At 55.0% G+C, this 13638-nt stretch carries 11 protein-coding genes, 2 pseudogenes and 1 riboswitch; of the genes and pseudogenes, 4 read left to right on the plus strand and 9 right to left on the minus strand.

Going from position 1 to position 13638, the window contains the following annotated elements:
* Positions 1 to 109: 109 nt before the first annotated feature.
* The 4 genes and pseudogenes from ELY38_RS19490 to ELY38_RS01055 form a co-directional block, all read right to left on the minus strand.
* A pseudogene (locus tag ELY38_RS19490) lies at positions 110 to 430 on the minus strand (catalase/peroxidase HPI); the annotation flags it as partial.
* A gap of 261 nt (positions 431 to 691) precedes the next feature.
* Positions 692 to 1324 (minus strand): hypothetical protein, encoded by a 633-nt coding sequence (locus ELY38_RS01045; RefSeq protein WP_127059669.1) that lies wholly within the window; start codon positions 1322 to 1324, stop codon positions 692 to 694.
* A gap of 239 nt (positions 1325 to 1563) precedes the next feature.
* Entirely contained in the window at positions 1564 to 2613 is a 1050-nt protein-coding gene (locus ELY38_RS01050) for an alpha/beta fold hydrolase (protein ID WP_127059670.1), read from the minus strand.
* 85 nt (positions 2614 to 2698) lie between these two features.
* A pseudogene (locus ELY38_RS01055) lies at positions 2699 to 2875 on the minus strand (type II toxin-antitoxin system YoeB family toxin); the annotation flags it as partial.
* Positions 2875 to 3034, plus strand: a riboswitch (TPP riboswitch). It overlaps the preceding pseudogene by 1 nt.
* Before the next feature lie 78 nt (positions 3035 to 3112).
* On the opposite strand from ELY38_RS01055, the gene tenA reads away from it, so the two are divergent.
* Both tenA and thiC read left to right on the plus strand, forming a co-directional pair.
* Complete coding sequence (tenA, locus tag ELY38_RS01060; RefSeq protein WP_127059671.1) at positions 3113 to 3796, plus strand: thiaminase II; 684 nt, start codon at positions 3113 to 3115, stop codon at positions 3794 to 3796.
* 31 nt (positions 3797 to 3827) lie between these two features.
* The gene (thiC, locus tag ELY38_RS01065) at positions 3828 to 5723 is read left to right on the plus strand and encodes a phosphomethylpyrimidine synthase ThiC (protein ID WP_127059672.1); all 1896 of its coding nucleotides are present in this window, start codon (positions 3828 to 3830) and stop codon (positions 5721 to 5723) included.
* 73 nt (positions 5724 to 5796) lie between these two features.
* On the opposite strand, the gene ELY38_RS01070 is transcribed toward thiC, so the two are convergent.
* From ELY38_RS01070 to ELY38_RS01090, 5 genes are all read right to left on the minus strand, one after another.
* Entirely contained in the window at positions 5797 to 5976 is a 180-nt protein-coding gene (locus tag ELY38_RS01070; RefSeq protein ID WP_127059673.1) for a CsbD family protein, read from the minus strand.
* Between the two features lie 111 nt (positions 5977 to 6087).
* Positions 6088 to 7269, minus strand: a complete 1182-nt coding sequence (locus ELY38_RS01075; RefSeq protein ID WP_127059674.1) for a DUF2955 domain-containing protein — start codon at positions 7267 to 7269, stop codon at positions 6088 to 6090.
* Entirely contained in the window at positions 7259 to 8320 is a 1062-nt protein-coding gene (locus ELY38_RS01080) for an HlyD family secretion protein (RefSeq protein ID WP_127059675.1), read from the minus strand. Before ELY38_RS01080 ends, ELY38_RS01075 begins: the two co-directional genes overlap by 11 nt.
* Before the next feature lie 221 nt (positions 8321 to 8541).
* Positions 8542 to 9048, minus strand: a complete 507-nt coding sequence (locus tag ELY38_RS01085) for an outer membrane beta-barrel protein (RefSeq protein ID WP_127059676.1) — start codon at positions 9046 to 9048, stop codon at positions 8542 to 8544.
* 76 nt (positions 9049 to 9124) lie between these two features.
* Positions 9125 to 10036 carry an EamA family transporter gene (locus tag ELY38_RS01090; protein WP_246009039.1) on the minus strand — a complete coding sequence of 304 codons (912 nt, stop codon included), beginning with the start codon at positions 10034 to 10036 and terminating at the stop codon, positions 9125 to 9127.
* Between the two features lie 173 nt (positions 10037 to 10209).
* Here ELY38_RS01090 and ELY38_RS01095 point away from each other — a divergent pair, with 173 nt between their 5' ends.
* Both ELY38_RS01095 and pta read left to right on the plus strand, forming a co-directional pair.
* The gene (locus ELY38_RS01095) at positions 10210 to 11394 is read left to right on the plus strand and encodes an acetate/propionate family kinase (RefSeq protein ID WP_127059678.1); all 1185 of its coding nucleotides are present in this window, start codon (positions 10210 to 10212) and stop codon (positions 11392 to 11394) included.
* A complete protein-coding gene (gene pta, locus ELY38_RS01100) occupies positions 11391 to 13583 on the plus strand; it encodes a phosphate acetyltransferase (RefSeq protein WP_127059679.1) in 2193 nt (730 codons plus the stop codon). The genes ELY38_RS01095 and pta overlap by 4 nt, the downstream gene beginning before the upstream one ends.
* The last annotated feature ends 55 nt before the right edge of the window (positions 13584 to 13638 follow it).

Consider the following 13638-nt stretch of genomic DNA (forward strand, 5'->3'; position numbering starts at 1 on the left):
ATGACGGTCAGGTTGTTGGTATGAGCGCCTCCCACGCATTTTCCATATCGCCGTTCTGATAGGCCTCTATAGACGCGCGTGCCTTGTCCAAATTGCCGTTGTCAGGCTAGCTATTGAGCGGGGCAAAGCGCTGCGCGCCGGTGCTGCCACGCCCATCAAGCGCTCGATAAGAGCCAACCGCGTGCCATGACATGCGAATAAAGAACGGGCCGTAGTGGCCCCAATCGGCAGGCCACCAATCCTGAGAATCGGTCATCAACGCGTCAACATCGGCACTTAGCTCGTCGACATTGAGCTGCGCAAACGCCTCACCGTAGCGGAAACTTTCGCTGAAATTATTGGCATTCGGGTGCTTCTGGTGCAGCACATTAAGGTTGAGCAGGTCGGGCCACCAGTGCTCATTCCCTTACAGGCTCGGCGTGGTACGCACACCCTACTCCTGACGTGTAGACTTTTGTTCGGACACGTTATTCTCCTCGACTAAATGGCGGGATTCTAAGTTAGCGTAGACGATATTTCGGTTCGCACCAGGGCCGAAAGTGCCCCCGCCGACTATGAGTAGCATTGCAAAAGACTATAAGACAGCACGATATATTGAAGGATTGATCACTTATCTAGGCGGTTGGAAAGCGACGCGATTCATCAGGGCCAGCGTACTATGAACGATGAAGACGCTGACCCCAGCCATTATTTAACGGCTAGCAAGCATTTTTCTGATTTCGTCATTCAATTCTTTGAAAACATGCCGTGGGCTGACTTCATCAAGCATCTCGACAATTCGTTGGGTTTGAGCCACCGTCAATTCGCGATTGCCGGTGATGCTTTCGAGTTTGACTTTAACAACGTGGTTACGAATATCCTCTTCCGACGCGTGGTTAGCCACCATGTCAGAGATCACCCTGCTCGACTTGGCAAACTGAATGAAATCCTTATTCAACAGCTCGTAGGATAGTTCGCCTTTGCGGTTGGTATAGGACTTCACAATTGCTTCATACTCCGCACTATCTACCGTAGCCAGTTCTTCGGCTGTCTCCTCTTGGGAGCTTGCATCCTCTTTCTCGCCACTGAGTTTGACTTTGCCGCGCCGCGAATAGGGCATTCCGGACGTCAGCTCCATGGCTTCCCTGAATGCCTCAAGGGGAAATAGTTTCAGGTCGGTATTATGGGAAGGATCAGGCTCGCCCGATTTGCGGTTAACAGTTGCGATGCCGGGTTGGTCGGTATCGTAGCGCATGATGACAATGCCGGGATGGCCACCCCGGAGTTTCTGTCGATAAGCGGCGGCCTCAATAGTGGATAGTTCAACCATTATGGTTCTGATCATAAAAATTTCCTTTTTTTGAGATGAGTACCTAATACTGGTTTATATAACGCTGGACGTACCGATCGCCTGACTCCCATGAAGCAAAGATAAAAGCATTCGAGTACGGTGTTTAACCAATGAATTGTTTCGATATTGGCACAACATTTTTTAAACACAGCCTCCAATAAAAGAGTACAGCCCAAAACACGTACAGCGTTCATTAACCTTAGCAGAACAATCACAAACGTATGGCCCAAGCGTTACTGGGTCTCCAGACCTTTAAGCAGCTCTTCGTGGAAACGCTCGGGCTCCTGAATTTGTGGCGAATGGCCAAGCTCTGGAAACTCAACTAGCGTTGCCTGAGGAATGGCATCACGAGCCTGCTCACCCAGCACATCGTAACGGCCCAGGGTTTCTTGTACGTCTTCAGGCGCCTGTGCCTTGCCGATGGCGGTGTTGTCTTTCTCGCCAATCAGTAACAGGGTGGGCACCTGAAGCTCGCCAAATTCATGAACCACTGGCTGGGTAAAAACCATGTCTGAAGTCAGCGCCTGGTTCCAGGCGACCAGCTCTCCGTCTTCGCCTGCGTACATGCCCGCCAGCATTTCCACCCAGCGGTCGTATTCCGGCTCCCAAGTATCCACGTAGTAAGTGCTTTCCTGATAGGCGCGGATACCCTCAGCATTTTTCTCAAGCTCAGCCTGGTAGCCATCATCAATGCTCTGATACGGCACGCCAAGGGCTTTCCAGTCCTCAAGGCCAATCGGGTTAACCATCACCAGCTGTTCGGTCTGCTCCGGGTACATCAGCGCAAAGCGTGTGGCCAGCATGCCGCCCATGGAATGACCCATCACGGTCACGTCATCTACATCCAGCTCTGCCAACAGCGCCTGGGTATTGGCCGCCAGTTGATGGAAGCTGAATTGATAGTACTCAGGCTTGGTCGACTTGCAAAACCCCACCTGATCCGGCGCGATGACGCGGTAACCTGCATCAGTCAGCGCTTCAATGGTATCTTCCCAGGTACCCGCGCAAAAATTCTTGCCATGCATCAGCACCACTGTGCGGCCATTGGCACTGCCCTCTTCGGGCTGAACGTCCAGGTAGGCCATCTGCATGTCCTGGCCTTGTGAGCTGAACTCGAATCGCTCGACCGGATAGGCATATTCGAAACCGGACAGTTCACCGTCGTATTCAGGCGCATCATTGGCGATGGCGCTGCCGATAGTGCTGACTGCCGCGACACTGCCAATACAACCAGCCAGCAGTGTTCGGGTAAGCTGTGTCTGGGAAAACAAGGGGCGTACCATTATGTCTCTCCTCACGTCCATGAAATAAGTGACACCGGTGAGTATGGCAGTATTTGCCAAGCATGGCGCTTTAAGCCAACCAAGTTTCCTTTAATGGCTCCGGTTTACCAATGCCTTCAAGAGGAAGGCGCTTAGCATCGTTTATAAGTCTATTAATTCTCTTTAGCGTCTTTTTGCCTTGTGTTTGCCAGTGCAAATAATCGTTCCACGGCTCATGAGCTCTCTTGCATCTCCCTCCCCCGCCTCCTACACTGCGCTGGATACTGCTTGACGGGGTGCCGGTGATATCCGGCTGAGATGGCGCAGGGCGTGTCCTTTTAAGGATGCCAAGCGCTGGTCCCGCTGAACCTGATCCGGCTAATGTGCTGCTCATTTAACGAGTGGCGCGGGTACCGGTGTAGGGATCAAGCGATGGCCGGTTGCCTGTTTTACGCCCTTTTTCCGTGCCTTTCCTTCGATCTTCTCGCCTGCCCTTCGGATCATTACTCCCGGAGGATGTATGGGCTACCGCTTCACTGATTTAACCACTGCCTGCCATAACGATTGGCGCGCCTATCTTGAGCACGATTTTGTGCGCCAATTGGGCACTGCCACGCTGCCTGAAGCATCGTTTCGCCACTACCTGAAGCAGGATTACCTGTTTCTGATTCACTTTGCCCGTGCCTATGCGCTGGCGGCTTATAAAAGCCCCACCCTTGCCGATTTGCGTCAGGCCCATGAGGGCTTGAAAACCATCGTGGATGTGGAGTTGGGCCTGCACGTGGGCTTTTGCCGCGAATGGGGTATTTCCGAGGAAAAGCTTGCCGAGCTACAGGAAACTCGGGCGACCATGGCCTACACCCGCTACGTGTTGGATACCGGCAACCGCGGCGACCTGCTGGATTTGCACGTGGCGCTCGCCCCGTGCCTGGTGGGCTATGGAGAGATTGCCAACTGGCTGAACGCGCAATCCTCCACAGTGCGCGGCGGCGATAACCCGTTCGATGCCTGGATTGCGATGTACGAAAGTGAGGAGTTTCAGAACGCCATGCAGGCGGAACTCGAATGGCTCGATGCTCGTCTTGCCGACGTTACCCCTACCCGCTTTGCCGAACTCACCAAGATATTTCGTGACGCCACCCGCCTGGAAATCGATTTCTGGCAGATGGGTCTGGAATTGCTCGATCACGACCTGACGAACTAACCCACAACAACCACAACAGAAGGAAAATACCATGAGTAAAACCAGCCATTTTCTAGCCGAAACCGCCCAGGTGGATGCCGCCGCCATCGCCCCGCTGCCCGGTTCGCGAAAGGTGTATCTTGAAGGCTCGCGCCCGGATATCCGCGTGCCGTTTCGCGAAATCACATTATCGCCTACAAAGACTACCGGCATCGATGAACAGAACCCGCCGCTGCTGGTGTACGACACTTCCGGCCCTTACACCGACCCCAACGCCCAAATTGACCTGCGCCGTGGCCTGCCCGAACTTCGCCGGGCATGGATCGAGGAGCGCGGGGACACCGAATTTTTAGATAGCCTGACCTCTGATTACGGTAAGCGCCGCGCCAACGACCCCACGCTTGCCCAACTGCGTTTTGACTTACCCCGTACACCGCGCAGAGCTAAAGCAGGCAAGAACGTCACCCAGCTGCATTACGCCCGCCAGGGGATTATTACCCCGGAGATGGAGTTTATTGCCCTGCGCGAAAACCAGCGACGCCAAGCGCTGGGTACCGCTGAGGTTGAGCGTATTTTGGGCCATCAGCATGCGGGTCAGAATTTTGGCGCCAGCATTCCGGAGGAGATCACGCCGGAATTTGTTCGTTCGGAGGTGGCCCGCGGCCGGGCAATCATTCCCAATAACATCAACCACCCGGAAAGCGAGCCGATGATTATCGGGCGTAACTTCCTGGTCAAGATTAACGGCAACTTGGGTAACTCGGCGGTCACCTCATCGATTGAAGAAGAAGTCGACAAGATGACCTGGGGCATCCGCTGGGGCGCGGATACCATCATGGATCTTTCTACCGGCCAGAACATCCACGAAACCCGTGAGTGGATCATCCGCAATTCGCCGGTCCCCATCGGCACGGTGCCAATCTATCAGGCGCTTGAGAAGGTTAACGGCGTGGCTGAAAACCTCACCTGGGAAGTCTTTCGCGATACGTTGATCGAGCAGGCCGAACAGGGGGTGGATTACTTCACCATCCATGCAGGCGTGCTGCTACGCTATGTACCGCTCACCGCCAACCGCGTGACCGGTATCGTCTCTCGCGGCGGTTCTATCATGGCGAAGTGGTGTTTGTATCATCATCAGGAGAGCTTCCTGTATACCCACTTCGAGGAAATCTGCGAGATCTGTAAGCAGTACGACGTGGCCTTCTCCTTGGGTGACGGCCTGCGCCCCGGCTCGATCGCCGATGCCAACGATGAAGCGCAGATGGCCGAGCTTAAAACCCTGGGCGAGCTGACCCATATTGCCTGGAAGCACGACGTGCAGGTGATGATTGAAGGCCCCGGCCACGTGCCCATGCACCTTGTAAAAGAGAACATGGATAAGCAGCTGGAATACTGCGATGAGGCGCCCTTCTACACGCTCGGCCCGCTGGTCACCGACATCGCGCCCGGTTATGACCACATCACCTCTGGCATCGGGGCGGCGATGATCGGCTGGTTTGGCTGCGCGATGCTTTGTTATGTCACGCCTAAAGAACACTTGGGCTTACCCAACAAGGATGACGTAAAGACCGGCATCATTACCTACAAGATTGCTGCCCACGCGGCGGACTTGGCAAAGGGCCACCCGGCGGCGCAGCGGCGTGATAACGCCCTTTCCAAGGCGCGGTTTGAATTTCGCTGGGAAGATCAGTTCAACCTGGGGCTGGACCCGGACACTGCCCGGGAATTCCATGATGAAACCCTGCCGAAGGATTCCGCGAAGGTAGCGCACTTCTGCTCCATGTGCGGACCCAAGTTCTGCTCGATGAAAATCAGCCAAGAGGTACGCGATACCTACCGCGACCGCACACCCGAAAGCACCAGCGATGCGGAGTCAGTCAAGCGCGGCATGGAAGAACAGGCGGAGAAGTTTCGCCAAACGGGAAGTCAGCTATATCAGGAAGTGTAGAATTATTGGAAAAGAAAAGGCATAAACACAAACAGGGGCCAATGGCCCCTGTTAACGATTCTAATGCATCAAATTACTTTTTGATGCTATCTTTCAGGTCGCCTTTAGCTTTCTGACCTTCGCCTTTTGCCTGCTGGGCTTTACCTTTGGCTTCCGTCTTATCGTTGCCGGTTACTTTACCAGCGGCTTCTTTCACTTTGCCTGCAGCTTTGTCCGCAGTACCGTTGGTTTTATCATCTTTTGCGCTAGACATAATCAATCACCTCTAATCCATGAGTGGGAAACACACTACCTATAGCAAGACAAACACTGTCTTTTTCTCTGTAGGTACTTATAAAGAGTAGTCATTTAAAAAAAAGTTGCCTTAATTTTTTTCCGGTAGCCGAGTAGGCTCCCCAATATTGAGCAGATAGTGCAAACAGGCCATGACGAGCAGGGTTAATACGAGCGCCACACTCATGGAGGAGAAACGGTAAAGCGCGCTATACACAAGATCTTGGCTAGGCCCTAACGACTGACCAAACAAAATACCCAGCGTCGTCATACCACCAAACCCCACACCAGAGCCACCGCCTTCACGAACGTGCGCTCGGGCAAAAAGCATCAACCCCAACCAATAAAGCAGCACTACCAGCAGGAAATGATTGCTCTGGGTGTATAACAACAGCTGCATCACGAGTGCCATATTGCACCCTAACAGCGTACCAATGGCACGCTTACGCGCCGACACACGTGCGCCAGCGTACCCCATGGCAAATAGCACCAAAATCGTTGCCATCTGCGCCGAGAGCGAGCCCTGCAAATCAAATATCTGAAACACAACAAACGAAAGCGTGGCAGTTATCCCCCCGATGAGTGTTTCATGACGTATTTGCGCCTGTGCCTTTGTTCCTTTGGGTGGCGGTTGGCGCGGCTCAACGTCGGGAAAAAGCGTATACATTAGCATGGCGATCAACACGGCAAGCACACTGGCCACAAAATTCGAGGTCAGCAAATCGGCTAAATCCACACTGGGGTAACTGGCAAAATGCAGCAAAATGCTTAGCGTTAAAACGCCATTGGCGCCAAACAGAAATAGCGGCCCTTTCGCCATCAGGCTAAACCGGAATAGAAACATGCACATTACAACCAGCGTCATGACGACTGGCATGTGTTTGAGCAGGCCTACCACTATGCTGACTTCCAGCGCATTCACCGATACGTTACCCAAAAACTGGCGGATGATGCTGGCGTTCAAGATCGGCACCATACCCAGCAGAAACATGGGAAAAACGGTAAAGAATACGCCGTAGTTCCAGCCCATTAGCTGGCTGACAATAAACCCGATCGTGCCGCCACCGGCCACGCGCAGGCACTGACGCAGGCCGTTTTCATTGAGGCCATGGTAAGCCTTGGCCTCTGGGCTAGCGTCGCGACCGCGAGATGCTCGCTTTGAAAACCAGCCCCCTGCGCGATGGATTGACCACACTCTGGTATCCGCCGATTTAGTATCGGTAGATCCAGTATCAGTAGAACCGGTATTAGTAGACCCGGTATCAATAGACATAGTGCAGCCAGCTGATCAGATGCGTTTGTAACCAAGCAAACGGCTGGGCCAGAGCATGTTCGCCAGGCAACAGCTGCACGGTGGCCCGAGCACCGCTGGGCGGCGGCGCTATTAACGGCTCGTTCAAGGCAATATGAATCCGCAGGCGTTGGGCATCACGCACCCAGCGATCAGAAGTAGGAATGTCGGCCAATTGGCCATCGGCGGTCAGCTGGCCTTCGCGCACCCCGGCATCAAAAGCGCTGACTTGCCCTTCGAATATGCGACCCGGCCAAGCATCAAACACCACTGCAGCTTCATCGCCAGGACGCACGTGGCGCAGGCTTTTTTCACGGAAATCGGCAATGATATCTACGCGCTGAGTGACCAGTGCAATTACCGGTTGGCCCGCCTGCACATAGTCCCCCGCCTGGAGCTGCAAGTTGGTCACCTGGCCCGCCTCCAAGGCGCGTACCTCGGTGCGCGCTACATCCAGCTGCGCCTTTTCGAGTGCATTATCGGCTTGACGCAGCCGTAGGTTGGTATCGCCATCTTCTCCCAACTGCACTTCCAGGCTCTCGATTTTCGCCTGGGCGGAGGCCACTTCCGCCTGGGCGGTATGCTCGGCTGCTACCTGCTGATCGTACTGCTGGCGGGAAATGCTCTGCCGTCCGATCAATGCTTCTCCCCGGCGACGCTCGCCTGCACGCTCTTCAGCGATCGCCTGGGCGGATGCAAGCATCGCCTGCGCGGCGGCAAGCTCCGCTTCCAGGCGGGTATTGTCACGCTGAGCCTGCTCGCGGTTTAGCCTGGCTTGCTCCAAGGCAATCAGAAAGGGTTCAGGGTTAAGGCGAAAAAGTACATCGCCCTTGGCGACCTGCTGATGGTCGCTGACCACTACTTCACTTACCGGCGCACTTAGCTCCGGCGCGATACGCACTACAGGGCGCATGACCCTGGCTTCAGGGGTCATAGGCATAAAGCTGTCAGCGATCAGGAAATAGATAAATAACAGGGCGAAGGCAGCTAGCGCCACCTTTACCCAGCGGGCAAAGCGTTGATCAGGAGACATGGGGTCACTCGTTATCTCTCGCGGCCTTATACAGGCAGCGGGCGCTTTTAGTAGCGCAGGTGCAATAGAATACTTTAGTCTAACAAACAATTAGCAAGCTAACAATAAAGTTAACCCTTTAGAATAGAAGTACTCTAGGAGCGGCCGATTATTTCCTCATAAAAAACCCCAGAGCCGAATGGCCCTGGGGTTATGAAGCAATTAACGCCTTTACGGTTCTTTTAGAACCGGTAGCGTAAGCCGACGCTCGCCGCATCGAAATCGTAGGCCGATTTATCTAAATAGCGCATGTAGTCCGCACTGATGGATAGGTTATTGGCTACATCCACTTCACCGCCTACGCCATAGGAGAAACCGCTTTCACGGTCGAGATCAAAATCGACCTCGGTCAAGCCTACTAGGCCGTAAAGGCGTGCAGTTGGCGCAATAGGAGCAATACCCTTGGCATAGGCACCAATCAGGTAGTCAAGCTCAGCACCACCGTCAGAGCCACCGGTACCCAGGTGGCCTTCAAGGGCGAAATAGTCGTTAAACTGGGCACCGCCACGTAAACGTAGGCCTACATCGTCACGCGACGAGCCACGGTCAGGGTCAAGGCTCCAGAACATGGCATCACCTGCCACATAACCCTCAGGGTAACCAAACGTTTGTGCCTGTGCCGATGCCGCGAATGCACTCGCGCCAACCAGGAGTGTCGCAGAGGTGAGTGATAATACGGTCATCTTCATAGCAAGTACCTCAATTAAAAAACACTGTTTCTTTACTCGAGGATATTGTGGTCCATACGCTAAAAGAACGCAACTTTTAGCGCTGCCTGGAAAGGCTAAGTGCAACAATTCCACTAACCACCATGGCACCTCCTACCATCTGACCAGGGCTTAACATCTGCCCCAGCACAAAGTAGCCGATCACTAGTGAGGCCACGGGCTCTATGTTCATCACCGGAGCGTTACGCGCCATATCCAGGCGCGGTACAAAAATAAACAGCGTCGAAAACCCGGTGGCATAGAGCAACGCTAAAAATCCCAGGCCCAGCCAGCCTTGGCTGTTTTCAGGCAGGCTCATGCCGCCCGGCACCACGCCTAGAATGCCGCCTATCACCATAGCGAAAAACACCGTCTGCATGGTTAACAGGCTGCGAAGCGTACTACCCACCTCGCCCAAACGATGCTCGGTAACCCATAGCGCACAGGCGAACACAAACGCCGCGGTGAGCCCAAAACCAATGCCGGCTACCCATTCAGGGCCCATATCATCGGTACTGGCAAGCCAGGTGGGAATATCCAGCACCACCAGCAGCCCGATCAGAATCGTGCCCATGATAAGACAACTTCGCCAAGTTGGCCTTGGCCCACCCAATGCCCAGCTTAAAAGTGCCAGTTGAATAGGGAAGGTATTGACCAGCAGCAGCGCGATGACAACCGGCAGCCTTGCCACCGCGGAATAAAGGCTCAGACTTTGAATGGTGATCAGTACCCCTACCGCCAGCTGCCAGGGCCAGGTGCCACGCGGCAGCCACAAGCTTTTTTTCTGGACCAGTACCAAGGTGAATAAAATCATGCAGGCAAGGCCCGAGCGGGTTAGCACTGCAAGCAATAAGCCTGTACCGTTATCAAAGGCGAGCCTTGCCGATACATGGTTAGCGGCAAACATGGTACCCACCGTTGCCAGTAACAGAATGGCTAGGTGACGGGGTAATGTGCGAGATAATGGCATAGCAGATGATGAAACAGACATAAGCACCCTGGAGATCGTGAAAGGTGGCAAATGCCCAGCATGCCTGCATTTTGTGTAGAAGGCTAAACAAATACTGACGTGTATTAATGCCCCTTGTGGCTTATTAAACTAAAGTACAAACTTCACCCTTACTTCCTTGGCAGACACTTTCTATGAATGTACCGGTGCTGGTAATCAACTGTGGTTCTTCCTCCATTAAATACGCGCTGATCGACTCAGACCCCGAAGCGCCGCGGCTGGCAGGCCTGGCGGAACGTTTGGGGAGTGCCGATGCCTGTTTAAAGGGCAAGAACAGCACCGGTGAGCGGTTTAATCAGCCGCTACCCAATGCCGACCATACTCAGGCACTCAGCGCTATACTGGAACGTCTAGAAGGGCGTATACCGGGGGCAATTGGCCACCGTATCGTTCACGGCGGCGAGCAGTTCACCCAGGCCGCCTTGATTGATGACAGTGTGGTCAGCGCCATTCAAAGTACCGCGGCCCTGGCCCCACTCCATAACCCCGCCAACCTGGCCGGGATAGCCGCTACCCAAAAGGTGTTCCCCGAACTGCCCCAGGTGGCGGTATTTGATACTGCATTTCATCAGAGTTTGCCGCCCACGGCCTACCGCTACGCCCTACCGGAAAGCCTGTACGCCGAGCACGGCATTCGCCGCTACGGCTTTCATGGCACCAGCCACGCGTTTGTCAGCCAGCGTGCGGCCACTCTTAGCGTACGCGGAGCAGGCGGCTGGTTAACCGCTCATCTGGGCAACGGCTGCTCGACCTGCGCGGTGTGGAACAATCAGAGTAAAGATACCAGCATGGGGCTCACCCCGCTGGAAGGGTTGGTCATGGGAACCCGAAGCGGCGATGTTGACCCTGGCCTGCACGCGCATTTGCACCGCCAGCTGGGCTGGTCGTTAAATCAAATCGATGATGTGCTGAACAAGCAAAGCGGCTTACTGGGCCTCTCTGGCCTGACCAATGATATGCGCGAAGTTGAGGAAGCGGCAGAAGAAGGCCATGAAGGCGCCCTGCTGGCACTGAATGTATTCTGTTATCGCATAGCCAAATCGCTGGCCGCGCTTTCCTGCGCGCTGCCGACGCTGGATGGCATCATTTTTACCGGGGGTATCGGTGAGAACTCACCCATTGTGCGCCGCCGGGTAATCGATCTTCTGCCCCACTTTGGGTTTGCTCTGAATGAGGAGAGCAATGAAGCGATGATACGAGGCCAAGAAGGCAAGCTGGATGTCGAGAACCATGAGGGGCCTGAAGTATGGGTTATTCCTACCGATGAAGAAGGCCGTATCGCGATGGAAACACGTCAGTGTGTGGAGGCCCAGGCATGACTACCCCTGCTCAGCCCCAAGCCATTCTATTAGTGCCTACCAACGTAGGTGCCGGATTAACGTCTGCTTGCTTGGGCTTGATTCAGGCCCTCGACACCATCGGACTTAAAGCCGGTTTTTTAAAACCGTTTATGCAAAACGAGCTGAACGGTCCAGGTCTTGACCGCTCAACCGCGCTGGTTTCACGTACCCTGAACCAGCGCCCGCCCTCGCCCATATCCCAGGCCCGGCTGGAGCGCCTGCTGCGCGATGACCAGACCGATGAGCTAATGGAAAACGTGGTGGAGCTTTTCGACCAAGTGACCCAGCAGGCCCATCGTGACGGCAGCGCACTGGACCTGGTTGTGGTAGAAGGCGTGGTGCCCACCCAGCACACCACCTACGCCACCCAGACCAATGCTCAACTGGCTCATGCGCTTAACGCACGTATTATCTTGGTCGGCACCGGCGACCTGAACGAACCCCAGCGGCTTGCCGAAGAGCTGGATATGCACGCGCGAAGCTTTGGCGGGGTGAGCTCCAATCGTACGTTGGGCGGTATTTTGATGCGCATGAAAAACCTGCCCTATGGCCAGGAGGATGACCTTTCAGCAGCGCCCGGCACTATTAAACCTCAGCTTGAAGAGCCGGTGCTGAACGAGTTGCGTCGCTACTCGCCTTCGCTTGCCACCGAGAGCTTCCATCTCATCGGCATCGTGCCACAAAGCAAAACGTTGACCGCGCCGCGTACCCTGGATGTGGCCCGTGCGCTTAATGCCACGCTACTGAATGAAGGTGACGCCGCCAGCCGGCGTGTACTATCAACCAGCCTGTGCGCCCGCAGCGCGGCCAATGCGCTGCATATCTTTACACCGGGCAGCTTGGTGGTTGCTTCCGGCGACCGTGATGACGTTGTGTTGGCCTCGGCGCTGGCCACCATGAACGGCACCCAGCTGGCGGGCGTGTTACTCACTAACGGCTTTCTACCCAACGACAATATGATCGAGATGTGCAGGCCGGCACTGAAGACCGGGCTTCCGGTTCTGGCCGTAGAAACCGATAGCCTGACTACCGCGCAGCACTTAAGCGAGCTTAATACCGAAATCCCCATTGATGATTTCGGGCGGGCCGAGCAAGTTGCGCGCTATGTGGCCGCGCATATGGATCTGGAGTGGCTAAAGGCCACCTTGAGCAACAGCTATATACAGCGCCTGTCGCCTTCAGCGTTTCGCCATCAGCTGGTCAAGCAGGCGCAGCAGGCCAAAAAATGCATCGTACTGCCCGAAGGCGATGAGCCACGTACCGTAGAAGCGGCAATCATTTGCCAGCGTCGCGGCATTGCTAACTGCGTGCTGCTGGGCAGCCGCGAGAGCATCGAGGATGTGGCCCGCAACCGGGGTCTGACGCTGCCTGAAGAGCTCACCATTATCGACCCAGAAAGCAGCCGCGCCCGCTATATCGAGCCCATGGTAGAGCGTCGACGCGGCAAACTTAACGAGCTGACGGCTGAAGCCCAGCTGCAGGATAACGTGGTGCTCGGCACCATGATGCTACAGTTGGATGAAGTGGATGGCCTGGTATCCGGCGCGATTCATACAACCGCCAATACCGTGCGTCCGGCGTTCCAGCTGATCAAGACTGCACCCGAGTACAGTCAGGTATCGTCGATCTTCTTCATGCTGCTGCCCGAGCAAGTAGTGGTATACGGCGATTGTGCCGTCAATCCGGACCCCGATGCCGAAACGCTTGCTGAAATTGCCTTACAAAGCGCCCGTTCAGCAGAAGCCTTTGGTATCGAGCCCCGCGTGGCCATGATCAGTTATTCAACGGGTGATTCCGGCACGGGTGCAGATGTGGACAAAGTGCGTGAAGCCACGCGTATTGCCAAGGAGCGTGCCCCACATTTACTGATCGATGGCCCGCTTCAGTACGATGCGGCGGCGATTGAAAGCGTGGGTAAGCAGAAAGCTCCCGATTCGCCCGTTGCAGGCAGAGCTACCGTGTTTGTTTTCCCCGATCTGAATACCGGCAATACCACCTATAAAGCAGTGCAGCGTAGTGCCCGCGTGGTGAGTGTGGGTCCCATGCTGCAGGGCTTGAACAAGCCGGTTAATGACCTTTCCAGGGGGGCACTGGTAGATGACATCGTCTATACCATCGCCCTGACCGCTATTCAGGCAAGCCAGCGAGACGCGATGACGGAAAAGTAATATTCAAGGCAAGAAAAAGCCCCGGACAGCTGAGCTGTACGGGGCTTTTTTAATT

Source organism: Vreelandella nanhaiensis, assembly GCF_003990185.1.
GTDB lineage: Bacteria > Pseudomonadota > Gammaproteobacteria > Pseudomonadales > Halomonadaceae > Vreelandella > Vreelandella nanhaiensis.